At 49.9% G+C, this 22,601-nt stretch carries 25 protein-coding genes; 8 read left to right on the top strand and 17 right to left on the bottom strand.

Features of this window, described 5'->3' with window-relative positions:
• The first annotated feature begins 3 nt into the window (after positions 1 to 3).
• Entirely contained in the window at positions 4 to 471 is a 468-nt protein-coding gene (gene nrdG / locus AAZR23_RS17160) for an anaerobic ribonucleoside-triphosphate reductase-activating protein (protein ID WP_166708762.1), read from the top strand.
• Here the strand turns inward: nrdG and AAZR23_RS17155 are convergent.
• Together AAZR23_RS17155 and AAZR23_RS17150 are read right to left on the bottom strand one after the other, a co-directional pair.
• Entirely contained in the window at positions 452 to 907 is a 456-nt protein-coding gene (locus AAZR23_RS17155; protein ID WP_166708763.1) for a YhbP family protein, read from the bottom strand. The genes nrdG and AAZR23_RS17155 overlap by 20 nt on opposite strands.
• A 103-nt stretch (positions 908 to 1,010) precedes the next feature.
• Positions 1,011 to 1,262: a YdgH/BhsA/McbA-like domain containing protein gene (locus AAZR23_RS17150; RefSeq protein WP_046894295.1), complete on the bottom strand. Its 252-nt coding sequence runs from the start codon at positions 1,260 to 1,262 to the stop codon at positions 1,011 to 1,013.
• Between the two features lie 274 nt (positions 1,263 to 1,536).
• On the opposite strand from AAZR23_RS17150, the gene AAZR23_RS17145 reads away from it, so the two are divergent.
• A complete protein-coding gene (locus AAZR23_RS17145) occupies positions 1,537 to 1,857 on the top strand; it encodes a GIY-YIG nuclease family protein (protein WP_208323203.1) in 321 nt (106 codons plus the stop codon).
• Here AAZR23_RS17145 and AAZR23_RS17140 read toward each other — a convergent pair.
• Positions 1,836 to 2,342, bottom strand: coding sequence for a GNAT family N-acetyltransferase (locus AAZR23_RS17140; protein WP_046894293.1), 507 nt, complete (start codon positions 2,340 to 2,342; stop codon positions 1,836 to 1,838). The two genes, AAZR23_RS17145 and AAZR23_RS17140, sit on opposite strands and share 22 nt — an antisense overlap.
• Positions 2,336 to 2,857 (bottom strand): ubiquinone anaerobic biosynthesis accessory factor UbiT, encoded by a 522-nt coding sequence (gene ubiT / locus AAZR23_RS17135; protein WP_046894292.1) that lies wholly within the window; start codon positions 2,855 to 2,857, stop codon positions 2,336 to 2,338. The genes AAZR23_RS17140 and ubiT overlap by 7 nt, the downstream gene beginning before the upstream one ends.
• A 263-nt stretch (positions 2,858 to 3,120) precedes the next feature.
• Here ubiT and ubiU point away from each other — a divergent pair, with 263 nt between their 5' ends.
• The 3 genes from ubiU to AAZR23_RS17120 are packed head-to-tail and all read left to right on the top strand — an operon-like array spanning position 3,121 to position 5,483.
• Entirely contained in the window at positions 3,121 to 4,116 is a 996-nt protein-coding gene (gene ubiU, locus AAZR23_RS17130) for a ubiquinone anaerobic biosynthesis protein UbiU (RefSeq protein ID WP_107680063.1), read from the top strand.
• Positions 4,117 to 4,130: 14 nt separating this feature from the next.
• Positions 4,131 to 5,009 (top strand): U32 family peptidase, encoded by an 879-nt coding sequence (locus AAZR23_RS17125; RefSeq protein ID WP_107680064.1) that lies wholly within the window; start codon positions 4,131 to 4,133, stop codon positions 5,007 to 5,009.
• 15 nt (positions 5,010 to 5,024) lie between these two features.
• A complete protein-coding gene (locus tag AAZR23_RS17120) occupies positions 5,025 to 5,483 on the top strand; it encodes a RidA family protein (protein ID WP_052926786.1) in 459 nt (152 codons plus the stop codon).
• A gap of 43 nt (positions 5,484 to 5,526) precedes the next feature.
• On the opposite strand, the gene AAZR23_RS17115 is transcribed toward AAZR23_RS17120, so the two are convergent.
• Both AAZR23_RS17115 and AAZR23_RS17110 read right to left on the bottom strand, forming a co-directional pair.
• Positions 5,527 to 6,534 carry a tetratricopeptide repeat protein gene (locus tag AAZR23_RS17115; RefSeq protein ID WP_434693950.1) on the bottom strand — a complete coding sequence of 336 codons (1,008 nt, stop codon included), beginning with the start codon at positions 6,532 to 6,534 and terminating at the stop codon, positions 5,527 to 5,529.
• Between the two features lie 15 nt (positions 6,535 to 6,549).
• Positions 6,550 to 7,608, bottom strand: a complete 1,059-nt coding sequence (locus AAZR23_RS17110) for a tetratricopeptide repeat protein (RefSeq protein ID WP_434693947.1) — start codon at positions 7,606 to 7,608, stop codon at positions 6,550 to 6,552.
• Between the two features lie 29 nt (positions 7,609 to 7,637).
• On the opposite strand from AAZR23_RS17110, the gene AAZR23_RS17105 reads away from it, so the two are divergent.
• Positions 7,638 to 8,117, top strand: coding sequence for an Hcp family type VI secretion system effector (locus AAZR23_RS17105; protein WP_166708768.1), 480 nt, complete (start codon positions 7,638 to 7,640; stop codon positions 8,115 to 8,117).
• Here the strand turns inward: AAZR23_RS17105 and AAZR23_RS17100 are convergent.
• From AAZR23_RS17100 to AAZR23_RS17085, 4 genes are all read right to left on the bottom strand, one after another.
• Positions 8,111 to 8,887, bottom strand: a complete 777-nt coding sequence (locus AAZR23_RS17100; protein WP_166708769.1) for a hypothetical protein — start codon at positions 8,885 to 8,887, stop codon at positions 8,111 to 8,113. The genes AAZR23_RS17105 and AAZR23_RS17100 overlap by 7 nt on opposite strands.
• Positions 8,888 to 9,245: 358 nt before the next feature.
• Positions 9,246 to 10,409, bottom strand: a complete 1,164-nt coding sequence (locus AAZR23_RS17095) for an ABC transporter permease (RefSeq protein ID WP_166708770.1) — start codon at positions 10,407 to 10,409, stop codon at positions 9,246 to 9,248.
• Positions 10,406 to 11,551, bottom strand: a complete 1,146-nt coding sequence (locus AAZR23_RS17090) for an ABC transporter permease (protein WP_166708771.1) — start codon at positions 11,549 to 11,551, stop codon at positions 10,406 to 10,408. Before AAZR23_RS17090 ends, AAZR23_RS17095 begins: the two co-directional genes overlap by 4 nt.
• Complete coding sequence (locus AAZR23_RS17085) at positions 11,551 to 12,522, bottom strand: HlyD family secretion protein (protein ID WP_166708772.1); 972 nt, start codon at positions 12,520 to 12,522, stop codon at positions 11,551 to 11,553. Before AAZR23_RS17085 ends, AAZR23_RS17090 begins: the two co-directional genes overlap by 1 nt.
• Positions 12,523 to 12,783: 261 nt before the next feature.
• On the opposite strand from AAZR23_RS17085, the gene AAZR23_RS17080 reads away from it, so the two are divergent.
• Both AAZR23_RS17080 and btsR read left to right on the top strand, forming a co-directional pair.
• A complete protein-coding gene (locus AAZR23_RS17080; protein WP_166708773.1) occupies positions 12,784 to 14,493 on the top strand; it encodes a sensor histidine kinase in 1,710 nt (569 codons plus the stop codon).
• 18 nt (positions 14,494 to 14,511) lie between these two features.
• Positions 14,512 to 15,225: a two-component system response regulator BtsR gene (gene btsR / locus AAZR23_RS17075; RefSeq protein ID WP_024474269.1), complete on the top strand. Its 714-nt coding sequence runs from the start codon at positions 14,512 to 14,514 to the stop codon at positions 15,223 to 15,225.
• Between the two features lie 75 nt (positions 15,226 to 15,300).
• On the opposite strand, the gene AAZR23_RS17070 is transcribed toward btsR, so the two are convergent.
• The 7 genes from AAZR23_RS17070 to rbfA form a co-directional block, all read right to left on the bottom strand.
• A complete protein-coding gene (locus tag AAZR23_RS17070) occupies positions 15,301 to 17,235 on the bottom strand; it encodes a DEAD/DEAH family ATP-dependent RNA helicase (protein ID WP_166708774.1) in 1,935 nt (644 codons plus the stop codon).
• Positions 17,225 to 17,290: a hypothetical protein gene (locus AAZR23_RS17065; RefSeq protein WP_225875391.1), complete on the bottom strand. Its 66-nt coding sequence runs from the start codon at positions 17,288 to 17,290 to the stop codon at positions 17,225 to 17,227. The genes AAZR23_RS17070 and AAZR23_RS17065 overlap by 11 nt, the downstream gene beginning before the upstream one ends.
• A gap of 117 nt (positions 17,291 to 17,407) precedes the next feature.
• Positions 17,408 to 18,295: a lipoprotein NlpI gene (nlpI, locus tag AAZR23_RS17060; protein ID WP_046894283.1), complete on the bottom strand. Its 888-nt coding sequence runs from the start codon at positions 18,293 to 18,295 to the stop codon at positions 17,408 to 17,410.
• A 122-nt stretch (positions 18,296 to 18,417) separates the two neighbouring features.
• Positions 18,418 to 20,574 (bottom strand): polyribonucleotide nucleotidyltransferase, encoded by a 2,157-nt coding sequence (gene pnp, locus AAZR23_RS17055; protein WP_107680074.1) that lies wholly within the window; start codon positions 20,572 to 20,574, stop codon positions 18,418 to 18,420.
• A gap of 225 nt (positions 20,575 to 20,799) precedes the next feature.
• A complete protein-coding gene (gene rpsO, locus AAZR23_RS17050) occupies positions 20,800 to 21,069 on the bottom strand; it encodes a 30S ribosomal protein S15 (RefSeq protein ID WP_025152377.1) in 270 nt (89 codons plus the stop codon).
• Between the two features lie 121 nt (positions 21,070 to 21,190).
• Positions 21,191 to 22,135, bottom strand: coding sequence for a tRNA pseudouridine(55) synthase TruB (gene truB, locus AAZR23_RS17045; protein ID WP_434693939.1), 945 nt, complete (start codon positions 22,133 to 22,135; stop codon positions 21,191 to 21,193).
• Positions 22,135 to 22,545 (bottom strand): 30S ribosome-binding factor RbfA, encoded by a 411-nt coding sequence (gene rbfA / locus AAZR23_RS17040; RefSeq protein ID WP_046894280.1) that lies wholly within the window; start codon positions 22,543 to 22,545, stop codon positions 22,135 to 22,137. The genes truB and rbfA overlap by 1 nt, the downstream gene beginning before the upstream one ends.
• Between the last annotated feature and the right edge of the window lie 56 nt (positions 22,546 to 22,601).

The following is a 22,601-nucleotide window of genomic DNA, read 5'->3' as shown; positions in this document are numbered from 1 at the left end:
GTTGTGAATTATCATCAGTATTACCCCGTTGACGTCGTCAACGGGCCGGGTACACGCTGCACGCTGTTTGTTTCAGGCTGTGTGCATCAGTGCCGCGGCTGTTATAACCAGAGTACATGGCGCACTGATTCCGGCGTGCCGTATACCCGGGAACTGGAAGATAAAATTATCGCCGACCTCTGTGATACCCGTGTAAAACGTCAGGGAATTACACTGTCCGGCGGTGATCCCCTGCATCCGCACAATGTGCCGGAGATTCTGGCACTGGTGCGGCGTATCCGCCGCGAGTGCCCGGCGGAAAAAGATATCTGGATGTGGACAGGTTATAAACTGGATGAACTGAATGATGCCCAGCAGGAAGTCATTGAGCATATCAATGTATTAGTTGACGGGAAATTTGTGCAGGATCTGCATGACCCGATGCTGATCTGGCGCGGCAGCAGTAACCAGGTTATTCACTATTTGCGCTGAAACCAACGCTGAAACGCGACCAGTGCAGTTTCTTTCCGAACCCAAGCGTATTATTCACCATCTTAATCTCATCCAGCCGCAGCCCCCGCAACGGGGTTTTTGCGGCGACGGCCACCGGAAACCGGCGGCAGTAACGTGCCCGGGCCTGTTTTTCCTCTTCCTCTGACAGGGTAACAATCTCCCCCCGGAACTGTATCCCGCGGATTTTTGCCACCGTGACCGTCTGTGCAGAAATAGTTCCCGCCACCCGCGGGCTCTGCTGCATCAGGGTGCCGTGTCTGGTATGCGGTTCAGTAAGGAAATAAAGCATCATCGCTTCCGGATCCGCAATATAAAAGCAGGAGGCGCACCACAGGTCATCTCCGGCAGTGGCACACAGCGTAAAGACATGATTTTTCTTCAGATAAGACAGGATTGAATCGTGCGGTAATTCCATACAGTACCCCCAATAAAACCACACCGGCTGATAGAGTATATCATCCGGTGCTGGTTCAGACAGTCCCGTCAGACGGGCTGTATTGTATGGCAAATCTCAGGAATTATTTATAGAGTTCCGCAGTACCACTCATCAGGTTTTCACCGCCTGCAGAGATGATGCGGAAAGAAGTTGCACCAGCTTCATCAGCTTTTTTGGATAAGGCAGCAGTCACATCAGCCAGGGTATCAATATCGCTGACAGAAACAACACCGACAGGTGCTTGTGTGCTATGTTGTACTTCGGTAGCAGCCATTGAACCAAATGAAACGGCACTTAAAGCTAAAATTGCAGGGATTACTGTTGAAATTTTCATATTATGATTCCTTAGAATAAACGTAATATCATGAGACGTTTTTGTCTCTCTCTGTGATGTGAGTCATATTATGCTCCTCCGTCGAAAAAGAAAATTAGCTATTTCTGCTGTAGTTATTCAATAAAATTGATGATCAGGGTTTTAATTAATCTGTGAAAAGAATTACCATGGTGAATACCACTGATTAATTAATTACTTGCGTGACTATCCCGCAATGTAAATCAGCAAAATATTCGACTTTCATATAAACACAAAAACGCACGATTAAACAAAAATGAATGATAATGCAGAGATAAACACGTGGTTTCTTTACATAATCAGGACAGAATCCGGATATCTTTACACAGGGATCACCCGTGATGTCGCACAACGTGTTGCAACACATCAGTCCGGAAAAGGGGCAAAATACCTGCGGGGGAAAACCGGGTTAAGCGTGGTGTATCAGGCCGCACTGGCGGATCGCTCAATAGCGTCAAAAGAAGAATACCGGGTCAAGCAGCTGACAAAGAAGAAAAAAGAAAGGCTGGTCAGTGACCAGCCTTCTGATTTGACGACATACCTTAACGGTGGTGATTATTCACAGCTGTCAAAGTGATGTGAGAAATTAACCAGTCCGTGATAACGGTCTGCGGCATCGTTTTCCAGCGGATAGATCAGAAAGTACGGTGCGGTATCCGGCCATTTGCAGTGCAAATCAAATTCGGCTGCCGGTTTAAAGCCCCATTTTCCGTAGATTTCAGGATCGCCCAGCACCACAACCGCGCCGTAACCGAATTCATTGAGGCTGTCCAGCCCCTCATAAACCATCTGCTTCGCAATCCCCTGCCCACGGTAAGCCTCTGCCACCGCAAGCGGCGCCAGCCCGACCCACTGACAATCTTCGCCTTCCACGTCCACCGGCGTGAAACCGGCATAACCGACCACCAGCCCCTCATCATCAGTGGCAACCACACCTAAGGTCAGCAGCCCGTCTTCCCGCAGCGAATGCAGGAGATCAGCTTCATTATCACGCCCGAATGCGCTGCGCAGCAGTGTATCGATACCGGCGGCATCAACCGGAATTTCTGTGCGGATCAGCATGAGGTCACCACTGCGTGTGATTTATCTTCGTCTTCCGCCAGCCCGGCCTGAATAAAGTCAGCCAGCTGCATTAATGCCGTGCGCAGCAGCGGCGGCATACCGTCAAGATCAATCGAGTCCATCAGGTTTTTGACATACAGACCCAGCTCGGTGTCCCCTTCAATGCGCAGACGGCGCTGAAAGAACAGAGTATCCGGGTCCTCTTTGCGGGCAGCGATCAGCACCAGATCATTAGCGTTACCGCTGAAACTGACATCTTCCTGTTCATCCGCACTGACCACCAGACGGCCGTCACGGTTACTGATATACCAGTGGAGCGCCAGGTCGCGGACTTCCACTTTCAGCCATTTATTTTCCAGAAAATCGAGATCACCTTCTGTCAGCGCCTCTTCAAACTGACGCGCCAGAACCTGCTGGAGAACCTGTTTTTGCAGGGTAAACGGCGTTAATTTCAGCGGAAACCGCAATAACGCCGGCCCGTTGTGTACGAGCGAGGAACGAATTTTGGCAAACACCGTACTGACTCCTTAATCTGAATTACTGCGTCATTGTGCCAGAATCTGCGGAAATAACTCAGGATTCCGGTCAATTTTTCGTGTCATTATTTCTATTATATACCCGATTTTCCCCCTGCCGCAGAGAACATCCCGCTTTTATATCCGCAAACCGGGTGATTTTTTGCGGCAAATGTTCACTAACCTGCCTCAGGTCAATACCTTTTTTAGCCTGCCATTTACAATTTCCGATCATTTTTATTATTCAGTCTGAGAGTCTCACCATGGAACTATTGTGTCCTGCCGGTAATTTACCCGCACTGAAAGCCGCCATTGATAACGGTGCGGATGCGGTTTATATCGGCCTGAAAGATGATACTAATGCCCGTCACTTCGCCGGTCTGAATTTTACTGAAAAAAAACTCGCGGAGGCGGTGGATTATGTTCACCGCCACCAGCGTCACCTGCATATCGCGATTAACACCTTTGCCCATCCGGACGGTTTCAGCCGCTGGCAGCGGGCGGTGGATATGGCCGCACAACTGGGGGCGGATGCCCTGATCCTCGCGGATATCGCCATGCTGGAATATGCTGCGGAGCGCTATCCGCATATTGAGCGGCATGTCTCTGTGCAGGCGTCCGCCACCAATACCGAAGCTATCCGTTTCTATCAGCGCAACTTTGATGTACACCGTATTGTGCTGCCGCGAGTGCTCTCTATTCATCAGGTAAAACAGCTGGCACGCACCAGTCCGGTGCCGCTGGAAGTCTTTGCATTCGGCAGTCTGTGTATTATGGCGGAAGGCCGCTGCTACCTCTCCTCCTATCTGACCGGGGAATCCCCGAATACAGTCGGTGCCTGCTCACCGGCACGGTTTGTCCGCTGGCAGGAAACCCCGCAGGGACTCGAATCCCGCCTGAATGACGTGCTGATTGACCGCTACGGTGCGGATGAGAATGCCGGTTATCCGACACTCTGCAAAGGCCGCTACTGCGTGGACAGCAAGCCTTACCACGCTCTGGAAGAGCCGACCAGCCTCAACACGCTGGAGCTGCTGCCGGAACTGATGGCGGCCAATATCGCGTCAGTGAAAATTGAAGGCCGCCAGCGCAGCCCGGCCTATGTGACGGATGTGGCCAAAGTGTGGCGTCAGGCGATTGACCGCTGCAAGGCCGATCCGGACAACTATGCGCCGGATGCCGCGTGGATGCAGACCCTCGGCGGCATGTCAGAAGGACGGCAGACTACCCTCGGTGCTTACCACCGCAAATGGCAGTAACGGAGAGAAAAACGATGCAATTTTCATTAGGTTCAGTCCTCTATTACTGGCCGAAAGCAACACTGGAACAGTTTTATCAGCAGGCAGTACAAAGCAGTGCGGATATTATCTATCTCGGTGAAACCGTGTGCAGCAAGCGCCGGGAAATGAAACCGGACGACTGGATAAATCTCGCCAAAACCGTTGCTGAAAGCGGCAAACAGGTGGTGATTTCCACGCTGGCGCTGTTACAGGCTCCGTCTGAGCTGAAAGAGATCGCCAAACTGGTCGATAACGGCGAATTTATGATCGAAGCGCATGATTTCGGTGTGATTAATATGCTGCATGAACGCGGGCTGCCGTTCGTCGCCGGACACGGCCTGAACTGTTATAACGCCCCGGCGCTGAAAATCCTGCAAAAACAGGGCATGACGCGTTGGTGTATGCCGGTGGAACTCTCCCGTGACTGGCTGGTTAACCTGCTGAAACAGTGTGAAGAGCTGGAGATCCGTGACAAATTTGAAGTGGAAGTGATGAGCTACGGCCATCTGCCGCTGGCCTACTCCGCCCGCTGCTTCACCGCCCGTTCGGAAAACCGCGCCAAAGATGACTGCGAAACCTGCTGTATCAGTTATCCGCAGGGGCGCAAAGTGCTCTCACAGGAAAATCAGCAGGTCTTTGTCCTTAACGGGATTCAGACCCAGAGTGGTTACTGCTATAACCTCGGCAATGATCTGCGTTCTATGCAGGGACTGGTTGATATTGTGCGGATCTCCCCGGAAGCCCCGGACGATCTGGCCGTCATTGACCATTTCCGTCAGAATGAAACCGGCGCACAACCGCTGGATTTGGCACAGGCACAAAACTGCAACGGCTACTGGCGTAAAGTGGCGGGCCTGGAACTGGTGGAATAACAGAAGGAAATAACAATGACTGATGTTTATGCCCGTTTAAACGCACTGAATATTGAACTGCCGCCGGTCGTTGTACCGGATGCAAAATTTCAGCCGTATGTGATTTTTGATAACACCATTACACTTTCCGGTCATTTATCCAAAACCGGGGAGCAGCTAAATACCGGTAAGTTCGGGGCGGATCTGACCATTGAACAAGGTGAGAAAATTGCCCGTCAGCTGGCTGTTAATCTGCTCGGTACATTGCAGGGTGCGGTGGGTGATCTGAATAAGATTAAAAAGATCATCAACCTGAACTGCATGATCAACGGCACTCAGGATTTTACAGATCCCCATGTGGTGGCGAATGCCTGTTCACAGGTTTTCCATGATGTTTTCGGTGAGAAAGGCTACCACAGCCGTAATGCACTGACCGTGGCACAGCTGCCGTTCGGTGCCTGTATGGAGATATCGCTGATCGCCGGTATTGAGTAACAGAACAGAACGGGCGCGATATAAGCGTGCCCGTTATCCGGCTTTATTTTTTACGTTTCGCTTTCAGAAAATCAATTCGTTCCTGTGCCGGATAATGCCCTGCGGCTAATGCTTTTTCGTAATATTTAATGGCTTTATTATCGTCTTGTTTTACGCCTTCGCCCTTTTCATACATACTCCCTAAATTAAATAACCCAACAGAATTATTCTGTGCAGCGGACTGTTTAAACAAAGATAATGCTTTTGTATAATCTTGTGTAGTACCATGGCCATATTTATATAGAGCACCAAGGTTGTTTATTGCACCAGGAATATTTTTATCTGCTGCCAGCTTAATGTAGTAAAATGCTTTCTGGTACTGATGGCTTTTAAAATAAAGAACACCAATATTATTTAAAGATAAATCATTACCTAGCTTTATTGACTCCAAATAATATTCCTCTGCTTTTTTTGGATCATAACCTTCATAGTCAGACCGGCTATATATAGTACCTAGTTTATTTAATGCTTCTGACTTTATATTATAATCTTTTTTTCCCAATCCAACTAATAGTAGTTTTTCAGACTCCTCATAGTTTCCATTCTCCTGATAAAGACTCGCTAAATTTAAAAGGGTAGTATCCGCTCCTGATGCGATCGCCTGTTTATAGAGAGTAATTGCTTTTTCAATATTTCCTTCCTGCTTTGCCAGCAATCCCAGATTATTCATGGCATGTGAAGATCCTAATTCCGCTGCTTTTTGATATAATTGGTATCCTCTCTTCACATCCTTAGTTACCCCGAAACCATCCATATAAAACTCACCAAGATAAAACAACGCATCTGCATTATTCTGCTCTGCTGCTTTTTCAAACCAGTAACGGGCAAATACAGAATTCTGCGGAAAACCGATACCTTCTTCATACAACAGCCCGATTTGTAACTGGATTAGTGCATTAGCTTTATTTACCTGCGTTGTATATTTCTCATGCGAATGTGTTACTACGGCGTAACCGGGTGAAGAGAGTATAATAACCAACGCGTATAACACTGTTTTTACTGTCATCCACATAGTGGTTTCCTCACCTTATTGAGCGTTCTTTTTCCTGAGGTCATCAATTTTCTTCTGTGCCGGATAATGCCCTACGGCTAATGCTTTTTCGTAATATTCAATGGCTTTATTATCGTCTTGTTTTACGCCTTCGCCCTGCTCATACATACTGGCAATATTATACAATCCGCTGGAACTACCTAATTCCGCCGCTCTCTGAAACAGAGATAATGCTTTAGCATAATCCTGCTTAACACCGTATCCATATCGGTATAATGAACCAAGGTTATTAACTGCTCCCGGTAAATTTCTGTCTGCTGCTAATTTTATATAAGCATACGCCCCTGAATACTTATCCATATCTATATAAAGCATTCCAAGATTATTCAGTGCCGCATCATTATTTAATGCTATTGATTTAAGATAATATTCTTCTGCCTTTGTAAGGCTGTATTTCCTGAATCTGGGATCACTGTATAAATTACCCAGCTTATTTAATCCTTCTGATTTTATTAAATCGTTTTTATTGAGAGCAGAAATCAATACCTGTTCAGATTTATCATAGTCGCCGGTCATTTGATATAATCCACCCAGGTTAATAATTGCAAACTCTGAACCAGCCGAAATTGCCTGCTGATAAAGTGAGATTGCATCTTCTATCCTGCCTTCCTGCTTTGCCCTGAGCCCCAAATTATTCATAGCATCACCTGACCCATGAAAAGCAGCCTGTTGATATAGCTCAAGCCCTTTACTTTCGTTCTTATCGACACCATTGCCATCTATATAATAAGAACCAAGATAAAACAACGCATCTGCATTATTCTGTTCTGCTGCTTTTTCAAACCAGTAACGGGCAAATACAGAATTCTGCGGAAAACCGATACCTTCTTCATACAGCAGTCCGATTTGTAACTGGATCAGCGCATTGGCCTTTAATACTACAGAACGATTATCAGCACTATCTGTCGGTTTACGTTCGGAATCAATAGTTTCAGGCTTGACTATTTCACTTGCATAGCTGCTGCCTGCAATCATTAAAAAAACAGAGAATATGACTGATCGCAACCGACTCCTGAGTTTGTATGCTAATATCATTAAATACTCCATTGTAAGGATACAAGGCTATGGCAAACATAATCTATTTAAAGCTGGAAGGAAAGCAACAGGGTTTAATATCAAGAGGCTGCTGTACCTCAGATTCTATAGGGAATAAGTATCAGTCCGGTAAGGAAGATTATATCTTTATTACTGAATTTGATTGTGCGGTAACTCGTGATCAGAACCTCAGCCATCATCCGATTGATTTTGTAAAATTAATTGATAAATCTTCCCCGCTGATTTTAGTAGCCATTGCCAATAATGAAAGGCTAACCCTGACCTTTGATTTTTTCCGGATATCACAACATGGCGGCCCGGAAAAATACTATACGATAAAGCTCAATGAAGCGAGTATCGTTAATTACGCCACTCGTTCGCCTAACAATATTCTGCGCAATGATATTCAGCCGGAAGAGTATATCTCCGTAAAATACCGGGATATTACCACCTCCCATATTATGGCCGGAACTTCCGGCTACAGTATTACCGATGATAATAACTACTGACTATAACGTGCGATAAGGCTGCGAACCTCCTGCACAAAAGCCTCATCTGCTGACCGGCCGGAGGGTTTCGCAGCCAGTAACACAAAATTTGCCAGTTCATCTTCCAGAAAATAGTAGATCAGTGACAATTGTGCGCGATCTAATGCCTGATAAACCGCGTAGTTTCTTTCTTTTAATCGCTGCGCCGCACGGGCCATTTTTTCGATAGTGCCGTAACTGTACAGGAGTGTTGCAATAACCACTGACCGTTTGATAACCAGCTCTTTCTGACTAAACAGAGCAGGAAATTTATAGGCAACAGCCGCAACAACACCAGCAGATATTGCAGTGACGATATATCGTCTTAATACGGAATTACCTATAACTATTGGAGTATAGTGAGCAGTTTTATTATCAATATATCTATCCGTAAATGTTCTGATATCCGACTCTACTTCCTTGTATCTCGTTTTATTAATATCATTTTCTATAAATCTTGCAATTTTAGATCTTCTGGACAACGGTATATCCTCTAAAACCGCTGACACAATAATATCAATCGCTTCTTTAAAATTTTCATAGGGATCAGCCAGAAAACGCAGAAGGTAAATCGCTTCCGCGTTTTCTTTCATAATCTGATATCCGCCTGACAGACGTTTATTACGTAAAAAACTCATCGGAATATCGATAACCGGAAACGGAAAATCAGCCAGCGTATTTACCGCCCGCTCGGCACCGTGATAGCTGGTCACCGCAATATCTTTTATCAGTGCATCCGGAATACGGCTCATTGCTGTTTCAACAGAGGGTTCACTGTCCGCACATTGGTAATAAATGGATTCACCCAGTCCGGTATACGGTTTACATGCTGTTTCTGTTTTTCTTTCAGTCAGTAATTTCCGCAGAAAACGTATTATCCGACGGTTGGTATAAATCCGTGCTTTTACCTCTTCTGAAATATCCGTAATTTCACCATCACGGCAATAAAACTGATCCATCGGGTCAAAATCGTTACAATAAGCCATATGACCTCCCTGCCATTATGTTAAGTCATTCCCCCCGGAGGGCATCCGATATCATAAGTGTAGCCGGAAATACAAAATATACCGGCCAAAAAAATCCCGTGACAGGCACGGGATTTCATTTATTTTAGCGGGCTTTGTTTTTCCGCCGCGATAACCGCCGCAGGGAATGTGTAATACGCCGTAATTCCCCGTCACGCAGCATACCGATAAAGACACCGAGAAGCGTATAAATAATCCCGAGCACCAGCATCATAATAATATCGTTCTGTACACTGCTGAACGGCAAATCCATCTGGTTGATACCGGCAATCGCTTTGGTCGCCCAGGTGGACGGCAGTGCGGAAGCAATAAACCGCACCCAGTCCGGCATCGCCTGTAACGGCCAGATAGTACCGGACATATAAAAGACCGGTGTGGTGACAAAGGCCAGCGTCAGGTAAATCATCTCCACACTGCGCAGACATTCGGTGACCAGTTTCCCGAGTCCCAGAACCCCCAGCAGGAACGGGAACGTCAACAGCCACAATTCATACATCGGCGCTTCCTGACGATACCCCAGTACCCACGGCCACAACGCGAAGAAGACGGTCGACAGGAACAGCCAGATCGGCAGCAGCGCACTCAGCGCTCCCAGATAGACTGCCAGAGGCGGTTTACCTTTCGGTGTACTGCGCACGGCAATACTGACACGGACACAGGCGATCAGCAGTGTGTGCTGCAACAGCATGACCAGCAGCCCCGGCAGCGCAATGGCGGCAAAACTGACACCCGGGTTATACATCCCGACCGTTTCCGACTGAATCGGCGCGATCAGTATTGATGCCTGCTCCGGTGTATAACCGTTTGCTGTCAGGATTTTGGTGTTGTAATCCGCCAGGATCTGCTGATATGCCTTGCTCAGCTCCTGCTGAATCTGCCCGCTGGCGATACGGTTGGTACCGTCACCAAATACCGGCACAGTAATATTTTTGCCCTGTAAGAGATTGCGTTCAAAATCCTGCGGAATAATGATGATCGCAAACAGATCACGCATGATCATATCCTGCCGGGCTGCGGCCAGGTTGTCATAACTGTGCAGTTCCACTTTTGCGGTGGCGTCCAGCTCCCGCACCAGTGAACGGCTGGCCACCGTGTTATCCTGATCCACCACCGCGACCGGTAAGTCCCACAGTACCGGATGCACATAGACCAGGCTCATGACACACAGCGAGATAATCAGCAGCATCCACATCGGTTTTTCAAGCATACCGAGCAGTACTTTCAGGAACGTCTGGAAATACAGTTTCATACCGCGTGTCCTCCCTGTAATGCCAGCCGTTTCGGCAGGCGGTTACGGATCAGGAAAGTCGCGCCCACCGGATAGAGCAGCAATAACGCACAGACATACAGGATATGCTGTAACGAGACTTCCCGCAGGAAGATATCAAACATAGCGTTCAGCGCATGTGTCAGCGGCTCGATGTTCGCGATAATCCGTGCCGGCAGAATCATCGACAGCTCCGGCACGGTCATCCCGGAAAAGGCCATTGCCATACTCACCAGCATCCCGATCATACTGTAAGCCATCATCGGATCACGGGTGAATGTATAGAGGAGCAGGCCGATGCTCTGGGCGGCCATCACATAAAAGAAACCGATCATCAGCATATAGACCGGATTCCCGGTGACTTTAGCCTCAAAAACGGTGACCAGAACACCCAATTCGATCATCAGCAGTGCTGTGAAAAACAGGGTATACGGTGCCAGCTTGCCGAGCACACCGCTGAACAGCGGTTTAATGGATTGCAGCATGGTGCTGCGTGACATGGTGTAAATCGTACAGGTCACCACAAACAACTGAAGCATATGGATCGTGGCAGCAAACTGCTGATAATAAATATAACTGCCGCTGGCGTTAAACAGGGTGTCATAGGACATCGTCACCTGAGCCAGTTTCGGGACATTTTTCCCCATTTCAGAAGCGAGGACGGAGCGGTACTGGCCGTTCAGTTCGGCAATCAGTCCGCTGAAGTCCTGGGTGGCATAACTGCCGGAAGCATAAAACAGTGCATTAAAAAACATCCGGGTTGTCGGCTGCTTGCCGGACAGCACATCACTTTCAAAACGCGGCGGGATCACCAGGATGGCATAATCTTCCGCACTCCCCATGCGCTCAAGTGCAACCTCTTTATCATCCTGCGGTGTGATACTGGCGTGTGAGGCCGCATTCAGATTACGCACCAGCGTACGCGAGAGCGGGCTGTGGTCATAATCAATGGCGGAAACCGGTAAATCCAGTAATGTGCCTTCAGAGAAGTTGGCACTGACCAGTGCGAATAACATCAGCGGAAACAGCCAGCTCAGCCAGTGGAACACCGGACTGCGCACCGCCATCCGGGTTTCCTGTGAGAATGCGTTACGGAAACCGCGCCATATTGCCGGGAGCCTCATTACTTATCCCGGCGCCATAATGCACTCATGCCGGGTCTTAATCCGTCCACCGGCTGTGCCGGATAGAGGCGAACCTCAAAGGTTTTCAGATCAAAATCCCCGGTGGCGCGGGTGGCGCGTTTGGTGGCGTAATCCCCCATAGGTGCGATATAGCGGACTTCAGCCTCAATTTCCTGATTTTTCAGCGCCGGAACGGTCAGCGTGATTTTGTCGCCCTTTTTCACATCCGCGAGAATATCTTCACGCAGGTTATAGACAAAATACGCTTCCGGCAGACGGATAATCGTCACCAGCGGACTACCGGCATTAAACAGCTCACCGATTTCAGCCGGAATCGGCCCGATTTCACCGGTCACCGGTGCGGTAACCGTCAGTTCATCCTGCTGGACTTTTAACTCAGCCAGTTTTTGCTCTGCCTGGCGCAATGCCGCTTCATAACGCTGACGCTGCTCTGTGCGGTCACCATTTTTCGCCTGGTCGAGCTGCGCTTTGGCAGCCAGTACACCCTGTTGCGCCACATCACGGGCACGGCGGGACTGATCAAGCTCGGTTTTTGATACATAGCCCTTTCCGGACATACTGCTCATCCGCTGAAAATCACGCTGTGCATTCGCCAGTTCAGCCTGAGACTGCGCCAGTTGTGCGGCATAATTACGTACGCTCTCTTCACGCGTACCATTCAGCGATTCGGTTAACTGAGCCTGTGCCTGGTCGCGGGCAGCCACCAGTGAGGCAACCTGTGCCTCCAGCTCCGGACTGGTCAGGCGGATCAGCGCCTGTCCCTGTTTGACGTCGTCACCGCGCTCAATCAGACGCTCAACAACACGTCCTTTGGCTTTAGAGGAAACAATAACCTCCGGTGCATCGACTTCGCCCTGCAATAAAAGATACTGGTTGTGGGCACGAAAAAGTGCAGCCATCGCAATTAAGACCAGCATCAGCAGGATCAGATAGATTGTTCTTTTTTTCATTATTGATTTCGGCCTTAACTATCATTTGTGAAACTATTCAGGGTGTAATCATCCCGAATAAAATTGTTCTGGAAAAAACGATGAAGAAGGGGAAGCTGTCAGTATTACTGATTTCAGCAAAAACCGTTAAGATATTTGTGCGCCAGATCACAGCATAATACCTTCAACCCCGGCCTTATACACCTGCTGAAAAACTATTTTTAATATAAAATCTCAGATAGTTACAAATAATCTTCCCCCGGCAAGTGATCCGACAGAAAAATGTATGACTACAATCTGATTTTCCTGCTGCTTCAGCAGATGTGTGTGTATCTGGTTATCGCCTGGGTACTCAGCAAGACGCCGCTGGTGCTGCCGGTCTTACAGGTGACTGTCCGCCTGCCGCACAAGCTGATGTGCTACCTGATTTTCTCCGTTTTCTGTGTCATGGGCACCTATTTCGGTCTGAATATCAATGATTCTATCGCCAATACACGGGCTATCGGCTCAGTACTCGGCGGGCTGCTCGGCGGTCCGTCCGTCGGGCTGCTGGTCGGCTTTACCGGCGGACTGCACCGCTATTCTCTCGGCGGCATGACGGCATTCAGCTGTATGGTGTCCACCATTGCAGAGGGGCTGATCGGCGGTATGGTGCACCGGTACTATATGAAACGCGGACAGATCAACAAACTGTTCAACCCCTGGACCGCTGCCGGTGTGACCTTTGTTGCCGAACTGGCACAGATGGCAATTATTCTGTTACTGGCACGGCCGTTTAATGAAGCACTGAATCTGGTGAAAGATATTGCCGCACCGATGATTATTGCCAATACCATCGGCGCCGCTATGTTTATCCGCATCCTGCTGGACAGACGTGCCATCTTTGAAAAATACACCAGTGCATTTTCCGCCCAGGCGCTGAAGCTGGCGATCAGCACAGATGGCGTGCTGCGCCAGGGATTTAACGAGACCAACAGCCGTCAGGTGGCACAGGTGCTGTATGACGAACTGAATGTGGCAGCGGTTGCTATCACGGATACGGAAAAACTGCTGACCTTTATCGGCGTGGGGGCGGATCACCATCTGCCGGGCACACCGATTGCCTCACGCTATTCCCGGCAGGCCATTGCCCATAATGAGGTTGTCTATGCCGACGGCAACGAAACGCCGTACTGCTGCTCAATCAATCCGCACTGTAAGCTCGGCTCCACGCTGGTGATCCCGCTGACCGGGGAAAATAAACAGGTGGTCGGTACGATTAAGCTGTATGAAGTGAAGAACCGCCTGTTCAGCTCGATTAACCGCACATTGGGAGAGGGCATTGCCAGTCTGTTGTCGGCACAGATCCTGGCCGGACAGTTTGAACGAAGTAAGCAGTCACTACTGGAAACAGAAGTGAAATTGCTGCATGCCCAGGTCAATCCGCATTTCCTGTTTAATGCGCTCAATACCTTACAGGCGGTGATCCGCCGTGATGCGGAACAGGCACGGCATCTGGTACAAAATCTCTCCACCTTTTTCCGCAAAAACTTAAAGCGCCCCGGTGAGATTGCCACTCTCGCAGCTGAAATTGAGCATGTGAATGCTTACTTACAGATTGAAAAAGCCCGCTTCCGTGAGCAGTTGTGTGTGGATATCGCCATTCCGGATGAATTGAAACAGGCCACTTTGCCGGTCTTTTCGTTACAGCCGGTGGTGGAAAATGCGATAAAACACGGCACATCACAGATATTTGAGCAGGGAAAAATTACCATAACCGCACGGGCGGAGGGCAATGCCCTTGTCATCCTGATCACCGATAATGCCGGGCTGTATCAGCCAACCGGAATGAGTGACGGGCTGGGCATGGGGCTGGTCGATAAACGCATCAAAGTCCGTTATGGTAAACAATACGGCCTCAGTGTTCACTGTGAGCCGGAAGTAAAAACAACCATTATTCTGACCTTACCCTTCGATTCATCGGCAGGTGCGGCAGCACCGCCAGATAACTAAAAAAATGATAATGACACTATGAATGTTTTAATAGTTGATGATGAACCACTGGCCCGGGAAAACCTGCGATTACTGCTCGATGCGTATCCTGACATTCATATCCTGGGTGAATGTACTAACGCCATTGATGCCATCGGTAAAATCCATCGTCTGAAGCCGGATGTGGTGTTTCTGGATATCCAGATGCCCCGCGTTACCGGGCTGGAAATGGTCGGTATGCTCGATCCCGGCCACCGGCCTGCAATTGTCTTTCTCACCGCCTTTGAAGAGTATGCATTACAGGCTTTTGAGGAAGATGCATTTGATTATCTGCTCAAACCGGTAGAGAAAGAGCGTCTGGACAAAACCCTGAACCGGCTGCGCCAGGGGCAGATCCGGCCGGCAGAGACGCCGGAACAGACAGAACAGCTGCGCTATATCCCGTGCAGCGGCCATAACCGTATCTGGCTGATGCCGGTTGAGGATGTGGTGTATGTTAATTCCCGCATCAGCGGTGTGTTTGTGATGAGTGCACACGGCCAGGAAGGGTTTACCGAGCTGACGCTGCGTACTCTGGAAACACGCACCCCGCTGCTGCGCTGCCACCGGCAGTATCTGGTCAATCTGACCCGCCTGCGGGAAATTCTGCTGGGCGATAACGGCCAGGCGGAGCTGATTCTGAGTAACGATGAAACCATCCCGGTCAGCCGCCGCTACCTCAAACCCCTTAAAGAAGCGTTGGGGCTGATTTAATACCTATTCTCAGGCGTATAAAAAAAGCCCGGCGGGGATATCCCCGGCCGGGCTTTTTATGATTCAGAGAATCAATTATGCGTCATTATTGGTACGACGGCGCGGTGCGGAGTTTCCGTCTTCACGGCGGAAGTTGCGGCGCTCGCCCTGCGGACGGCGATCGCTGTTACCACGGTCAGAACGCTCGCCGTCACGGCGGTTACCACCACCGAAACTGCGGCCGCCGTTACCACCACGGTCATTACCACGATCATTACCGCCGCTGCGGCGTTCACGGTTAAACGGCTTCGCATCACCGACTAATGTCATGTTCATTGGTTTGTTCATAACACGGGTACGGGTGAAGTGCTGCAGCAGATCAGTCGGCATACCTTTCGGTAATTCGATAGTTGAGTGAGTATCAAACAGTTTGATGTTACCGATGTAACGGCTGTTGATATCCCCTTCGTTAGCAATCGCGCCCACAATGTGGCGGACTTCAACACCATCGGTACGGCCCACTTCAATGCGGTACAGTTCCATATCACCCACGTCACGGCGTTCACGGCGCGGTTCTGAACCACGCTCCGGACGATCACCGAAACGACTGTTACGATCATTGCGGTCATTGCGGTCATTACGGCGGCGATCATCACGATCGTTGAACTCACGGCGCGGACGACGTGGTGCATCCGGCGGCAGGATCAGTTTGCGCTCACCTTCTGCCATTTTCAGCAGAACCGCAGCCAGGGTTTCCATATCGATATCGGCTTCAGACTCATCGCTGTCTGCCGGAACCAGTTTTTTCAGCAGTGCACGATACTGATCCAGGTTGCTGCTTTCCATTTCTGCATGGATAGTGGCAGCAAATTTTTCCTGGCGGCGCTGGCTGATCATCTCTGCATCCGGTAATTCTACCTCAGGGATGGTCAGTTTCATGGTGCGTTCAATGTTACGCAGCAGGCGGCGTTCACGGTTTTCCACGAACAGCAGTGCGCGACCCGCACGACCTGCACGACCGGTACGGCCGATACGGTGAACGTAAGATTCCGCATCCATCGGGATATCGTAGTTAACAACCAGGCTGATACGCTCAACATCCAGACCACGGGCAGCAACGTCTGTTGCAATCAGGATATCCAGGCGGCCGTCTTTCAGGCGCTCCAGTGTCTGCTCACGCAGTGCCTGGTTCATGTCACCGTTCAGTGCTGCACTGTTGTAGCCGTTACGCTCCAGCGTTTCTGCCACTTCCAGGGTCGCATTTTTGGTACGGACGAAGATAATCGCCGCATCAAAATCTTCCGCTTCCAGGAAACGAACCAGTGCTTCGCTCTTACGTGCACCGTAAGCAGTCCAGTAGCTCTGGCTGATGTCCGGACGGGTAGTCACGCTGCTCTGAATGCGCACTTCCTGCGGATCTTTCATGAAACGGCGGGTAATGCGGCGGATAGCTTCCGGCATGGTTGCAGAGAACAGCGCGGTCTGGTGATTTGCCGGGATCTGACTCATGATGGTTTCAACGTCTTCGATGAAGCCCATGCGCAGCATTTCATCTGCTTCGTCCAGAACCAGACCTTTCAGGTTGGATAAATCCAGGGTGCCGCGTTTTAAGTGATCCAGCAGACGGCCCGGAGTCCCGACAACCACCTGTGGTCCCTGACGCAGAGCACGTAACTGGACGTCATAACGCTGACCGCCGTACAGGGCGACCACATTCACGTTACGCATATGTTTGGAGAAATCAGTACAGGCTTCCGCAACCTGAACTGCTAATTCACGGGTCGGTGCCAGCACCAGAATCTGTGGTGCTCTCAGGTTCGGATCAATATTATTCAGTAATGGCAGGCCGAATGCCGCCGTTTTACCACTACCTGTCTGTGCCATACCCAGGACATCACGTCCGGCAAGCAGGTGCGGAATACATTGTTGCTGGATCGGGGACGGCTTTTCGTAGCCCAGGTCGTCCAGTGCAGTCAAAATATCAGCTGATAAACCAATGTCAGCAAAAGAGATTTCAGTCTCAGTGGTCATGTAAAGGTGCCTCATACAAAATGGCGGCCAGTCTACACAACCCATCGGAAAGCATGTCGGTTGTTTTCATTTAAAAGTGTGAACTGGCTCAAATAAAATTATAAAACGAACAAAAATCCCCCCATCACTTCCGCGATGGTGAAAAATTAACGGGTTGAAGTGTGTTCGTCAGCTATTGTGGATCTGAATCCGTCAGGTCCTGTTCTTCATCACCTAACAGAGCTAATTCCAACAATGCGTAGCGGTGCTCAACGAAATTGTGTGCGTTGTTGGCAACCGTCAGCTTGAACAGCGTTTCAGCGCTGTCCGTATCCCCCAGACTCAGGTAGTATTTACCTAAATAGAAGTAGGTTTCACTGAGATGTTCAGCGAGCGAAGTGTTATCCGTTGAGAATTCCTTCAGCCGATCAAGCAGTGTCTTTTCACTGATGTCGCCGAGATAGAATTCAGCAATATTCCAGCCCCATTGTCCGCCTTTCGCCTGCTGATAGCGCTGACGTAAATCGGTCAGTGCTTTCTTCGGATCTATCTCTTTATCGGTGAGATAGAGCCACAGCGAGCGGAACGGATCGTTTGGATCATCCTGATAAAACGCCAGCAAATCATCCCGCGCTACCGGATACCTGCCCCCGTAATACAGGGCAATACCGCGGTTCATACGCGCGTAGTTATAAGTTGGATCAAGCTCTAATACAGAATCATACGCTTCATAGGCAGCATCAAAGTTGCCTGCCTGCGTAAAATAAATGCCCAGGTAATTAAATATCTCCGGAATATCCGGACGCATTGATAACGCAACGGTAAAATCGTTACGCGCCAATGCACGCAATCCGAGGCTGTCGTACAACACACCACGCTGATAAAGCAGCTGGGCGTACTCATCCTCAGTTAATGACCGGCTTGCCAGTATTTGTTCCATTCGGGCGAGGATCACTTCCTGCTGTAATGATGGCTGCAGGGGTACTGCAAGTAAATCCCCGGAGTGCCATTTTTTACCGCTGCTGCATCCTGCGATAAAAATTATAGCTGCAATGCTCCACCAACGCAGAAAAAAATTCATTTCCTACTCCCGAAGTCAGATCCCTGAAAGGATAATCCTCTGACTGACAATAACCGAGTGCATTTTTGCTTTTTTTGCCGAATGGCGCCCTTTTTACAGGACGCCATGCCTTACGTCAAATTTTATTCAGCGTTATTTGCATCAGAGGTTGCATCTGAAGCCGGAGCAGCATCCTGGCTGACTGCTTCTTTCATGCTCAGGCGGATACGACCCTGACGGTCGATTTCCAGTACCTTAACCGGTACTTCCTGACCCATTTCCAGATAATCTGATACTTTTTCAACGCGTTTGTCAGCGATCTGAGAAATATGCACCAGACCTTCTTTACCGCCGCCGATAGCCACGAAGGCACCGAAATCAACGATACGGACAACTTTACCGTTATAGATACGGCCGACTTCCACTTCTGCGGTGATTTCTTCGATACGGCGGATAGCCATTTTCGCTTTGTCACCGTCAGTCGCAGCAATCTTCACAGTACCGTCATCTTCGATTTCGATAGTGGTGCCGGTTTCTTCGGTCAGGGCACGGATCACAGAACCGCCTTTACCGATAACGTCTTTGATCTTGTCCGGATTGATGCGGATAGTGTGGATGCGCGGTGCAAACTCAGAGATATCAGCACGTGGTGAGTTGATAGCCTGTTCCATCACGCCCAGGATGTGCAGACGCGCACCTTTGGCCTGGTTCAGGGCCACCTGCATGATTTCGCTGGTGATACCTTCGATTTTGATATCCATCTGCAGGGCGCTGATACCGTCACGGCTGCCCGCCACTTTAAAGTCCATATCGCCGAGGTGATCTTCATCACCGAGGATATCAGACAGAACCACGTATTTGTCGCCTTCTTTCACCAGACCCATCGCGATACCGGCAACCGCTGATTTCACAGGAACACCTGCATCCATCAGTGCCAGAGATGCACCACAGACTGACGCCATAGAAGAAGAACCGTTGGATTCAGTGATTTCTGACACCACACGTACGGTGTACGGGAATTCTTCCTGAGACGGCATCACTGCCAGCACACCACGTTTCGCCAGACGGCCGTGGCCGATTTCGCGGCGTTTCGGTGAACCGACCATACCGGTTTCACCCACGCAGTACGGAGGGAAGTTGTAGTGGAACAGGAAGGTATCAGTGATTTCACCCATCACCTGATCCAGGGTCTGTGCATCACGGGCAGTACCCAGAGTTGCTGTTACCAGCGCCTGAGTTTCACCACGGGTGAACAGAGAAGAACCGTGGGTACGCGGCAGAACACCGGTGCGGACATCCAGTGCACGGACCATGTCTTTTTCACGGCCGTCGATACGCGGCTCACCGTCCAGTACACGGGTACGGACAACAGATTTTTCAACCGCAGACAGGATGTCGCTGATTTCATGTTTCAGTTCGCTGGTCAGCTCTTCACCGCGTGCGGCAAATTCAGCTTCCAGTGCGCTGATGGTTGCATCTTTGATGATATCAACCTGCGCATAACGATCCTGTTTCTCAGTGATACGGTAAGCATCACCCAGGGCTTTTTCAGCCAGCTCAGCAACGCGGTCATGCAGAGTCTGATTAACAGGCTCAGGCTGCCAGTCCCATTTAGGTTTACCGGCTTCAGCTGCCAGTGCGTTGATATTTTCGATAACAATCTGCTGCTGCTCGTGACCGAACACGACCGCACCCAGCATTTGTTCTTCAGTCAGCAGCTGCGCTTCTGATTCAACCATCAGAACCGCACCTTTGGTACCGGCAACAACCAGATCCAGCTTGCTTACCGCTAATTCGTCAGTGGTCGGGTTCAGAACATACTGGTCATTGATGAAACCAACACGTGCCGCACCAATCGGGCCGTTGAACGGAATACCGGACAGTGCCAGCGCCGCTGAGGCACCGATCATTGCCACGATATCCGGGTTAATCTGCGGGTTCACAGATACCACGGTTGCGATGATCTGAACTTCGTTCAGGAAACCTTCCGGGAACAGAGGACGTAACGGACGGTCAATCAGACGTGCGATCAGGGTTTCGCCTTCGCCCGGACGGCCTTCACGACGGAAGAAACTTCCCGGAATACGGCCGGCAGCGTAAGTACGCTCCTGATAGTTTACGGTCAGCGGGAAGAAGTCCTGGCCCGGTTTCATTTTTTTCTGGCCGACAACGGTAACGAATACCGCGGTGTCGTCCATGTTAACCATTACAGCTGCTGTCGCCTGACGGGCCATCATGCCGGTTTCAATAGTGACAGTGTGCTGACCATACTGGAATTTACGGATTGTCGGATTTAACAAAATAATATCCTTCTGGGTCTCTCACCCCGGCAGGGGTAAGTAGTGAAATGGTTCCTTCAGATACATCCTCGCGACTAATGACAACCTTTTCCTTCTGCCGGAAAGTGCTCTCATTAGCCGCGCGAATAGCTGTACCGAAGAATCGTTATTATTGCGGCAACAGCTCAACAGCCGCATTCAGAAGAAAAGGGGCCGTCGGCCCCTTTCCACTGAAACTTGTCTGAATTAGCGACGCAGGCCCAGACGCTCAAGAATTGAGGTGTAGCTTGCTAAATCTTTGCCTTTCAGATAGTTCAGGAGCTTACGACGCTGAGCTACCATGCGCAGCAGACCACGACGGCTGTGGTGATCTTTTTTGTGCTCAGAAAAGTGACCTTGCAGGTGATTGATCTGTGCAGTCAGCAGCGCGATCTGAACTTCGCTTGAACCGGTGTCGTTTTCGCCACGACCGAAATCAGCGACAATTTTCGCTTTAGCTTCAGTGCTTAGAGACATAATAGAACTCCAAATATACTTTGATTAATAAAATTGAGTGCCGATCTCTAATTCAGCATCTCAGGGAAATTGCCGCGTTATTCTACGCCGCCCGCGCCCTGAACGCAAGATGCGGCGATGCTTATTCGGTGTATTCCACAACAAGACGGCGTGGTGCCACCAGCCCGTCATCACTGATCACCGCAAGACCGATAAAACGGTCTTCCTCACCCTGTGTCACGCGGGTTAATGTCTGCGGTGCCAGTTCGTGCGGCGCCCGGACCGGCTGCCCCAGTTTAAAATATCCGGCGGTCACATCCGTCAGGTTCACCTGCGGGAAATGTGACACAGCGGTATCCATCGGCAGTAACAACGGGTCCAGCGCGGTTTCCAGCGGTGTTTCTGATTCATCCGCGACCCGGCGCATTTCCTGAAGCTGCTCCAGTGTCACCATCCGTTCTGACGGATACGTGGCCACCTGCAACCGGCGCAGCATGATCACATGTGCCCCGCAGCCAAGCTTTTCACCGAGATCATCAATAATAGTGCGGATATAAGTGCCTTTCGAGCAGTGGATTTCCAGCTCCAGCTCATCCCCTTCATGGCGGATAAACAGCAGTTCATACACCGTGATCGGGCGGGCTTCCCGCTCTATGGTGATCCCTTTGCGGGCATATTCGTACAGCGGACGTCCCTGATGCTTGAGAGCAGAATACATGGACGGCACCTGCATGGTATCGCCCCTGAATGACTCCAGGGCGGCCGCAAGCTGTTCCGCAGTGAATGTCAGCGGGCGCTCACTGATAACCTCACCATGCGAGTCTGAGGTATCTGTACGCTGTCCCAGACGGGCAATCACACGGTAACGTTTGTCGGAATCCAGCAGAAACTGCGAAAATTTGGTCGCTTCACCGAGGCAGACCGGCAGCATACCGGTCGCCAGCGGATCGAGCGCGCCGGTGTGACCGGCTTTACTGGCATTAAACAGACGGCGGACCTTCTGTAATGCATCATTGGATGAAATGTCCTGCGGTTTGTCCAGCAGCACAATGCCGTTGATTTCACGGCCACGACGACGGCGTGCCATCAATTACCCTCTTTGTCGTCCGCAGATTTACGCATATCCTGGTCGTGTTTGATCACATCAGACACCAGGTTGGACATACGCATCCCTTCGACCAGAGAACTGTCATATTCAAATTTCAGTTCCGGGATAATGCGCAGACGCATCTCTTTCCCTAACAGGGAACGGATGTAGCCGGAAATATCATTTAATACTTTAATGCCGGTTTTCACCTGTTCAGAGTTATGGTCTTCATCCATAAAGTTCAGAAAGGTGACAAATACTGTGGCATAGGCCATATCGCGGGATAAATCCACACCTGATACGGTTACCATACCCACACGGGGATCTTTAATTTCACGCTGCAGGATAATCGCAATTTCTTTCTGAATTTCCTGTGAAACGCGCTGAGTACGGCTGAATTCTCGTGCCATAGTTTCTCTCCTGAAAATTCGGGGGGCCATAAGCCCCCCAATTATATCATGTTATG

Origin of the sequence: Morganella sp. Je.2.23 (assembly GCF_051129855.1) — a bacterium.
GTDB classification, from domain to species: domain Bacteria; phylum Pseudomonadota; class Gammaproteobacteria; order Enterobacterales; family Enterobacteriaceae; genus Morganella; species Morganella sibonii.
This window is presented reverse-complemented; position numbering and strand designations above follow the sequence as displayed.

Bases quoted from the DNA above. Each gene is read 5' to 3' on its own strand.
- AAZR23_RS17125 (WP_107680064.1), top strand. From the start codon at position 4,131: ATGCAATTTTCATTAGGTTCAGTCCTCTATTACTGGCCGAAAGCAACA.
- rbfA (WP_046894280.1), bottom strand. From the start codon at position 22,545: ATGGCACGAGAATTCAGCCGTACTCAGCGCGTTTCACAGGAAATTCAG.
- nlpI (WP_046894283.1), bottom strand. From the start codon at position 18,295: ATGAATTTTTTTCTGCGTTGGTGGAGCATTGCAGCTATAATTTTTATC.
- AAZR23_RS17105 (WP_166708768.1), top strand. From the start codon at position 7,638: ATGGCAAACATAATCTATTTAAAGCTGGAAGGAAAGCAACAGGGTTTA.
- truB (WP_434693939.1), bottom strand. From the start codon at position 22,135: ATGGCACGCCGTCGTCGTGGCCGTGAAATCAACGGCATTGTGCTGCTG.
- AAZR23_RS17150 (WP_046894295.1), bottom strand. From the start codon at position 1,262: ATGAAAATTTCAACAGTAATCCCTGCAATTTTAGCTTTAAGTGCCGTT.
- AAZR23_RS17120 (WP_052926786.1), top strand. From the start codon at position 5,025: ATGACTGATGTTTATGCCCGTTTAAACGCACTGAATATTGAACTGCCG.
- AAZR23_RS17080 (WP_166708773.1), top strand. From the start codon at position 12,784: ATGTATGACTACAATCTGATTTTCCTGCTGCTTCAGCAGATGTGTGTG.
- AAZR23_RS17145 (WP_208323203.1), top strand. From the start codon at position 1,537: ATGAATGATAATGCAGAGATAAACACGTGGTTTCTTTACATAATCAGG.
- rpsO (WP_025152377.1), bottom strand. From the start codon at position 21,069: ATGTCTCTAAGCACTGAAGCTAAAGCGAAAATTGTCGCTGATTTCGGT.
- AAZR23_RS17095 (WP_166708770.1), bottom strand. From the start codon at position 10,409: ATGAAACTGTATTTCCAGACGTTCCTGAAAGTACTGCTCGGTATGCTT.
- AAZR23_RS17110 (WP_434693947.1), bottom strand. From the start codon at position 7,608: ATGATATTAGCATACAAACTCAGGAGTCGGTTGCGATCAGTCATATTC.
- AAZR23_RS17115 (WP_434693950.1), bottom strand. From the start codon at position 6,534: ATGTGGATGACAGTAAAAACAGTGTTATACGCGTTGGTTATTATACTC.
- ubiU (WP_107680063.1), top strand. From the start codon at position 3,121: ATGGAACTATTGTGTCCTGCCGGTAATTTACCCGCACTGAAAGCCGCC.
- AAZR23_RS17100 (WP_166708769.1), bottom strand. From the start codon at position 8,887: ATGAGCCGTATTCCGGATGCACTGATAAAAGATATTGCGGTGACCAGC.
- AAZR23_RS17140 (WP_046894293.1), bottom strand. From the start codon at position 2,342: ATGCTGATCCGCACAGAAATTCCGGTTGATGCCGCCGGTATCGATACA.
- AAZR23_RS17085 (WP_166708772.1), bottom strand. From the start codon at position 12,522: ATGAAAAAAAGAACAATCTATCTGATCCTGCTGATGCTGGTCTTAATT.
- AAZR23_RS17070 (WP_166708774.1), bottom strand. From the start codon at position 17,235: ATGACCACTGAGACTGAAATCTCTTTTGCTGACATTGGTTTATCAGCT.
- btsR (WP_024474269.1), top strand. From the start codon at position 14,512: ATGAATGTTTTAATAGTTGATGATGAACCACTGGCCCGGGAAAACCTG.
- AAZR23_RS17155 (WP_166708763.1), bottom strand. From the start codon at position 907: ATGGAATTACCGCACGATTCAATCCTGTCTTATCTGAAGAAAAATCAT.
- AAZR23_RS17090 (WP_166708771.1), bottom strand. From the start codon at position 11,551: ATGAGGCTCCCGGCAATATGGCGCGGTTTCCGTAACGCATTCTCACAG.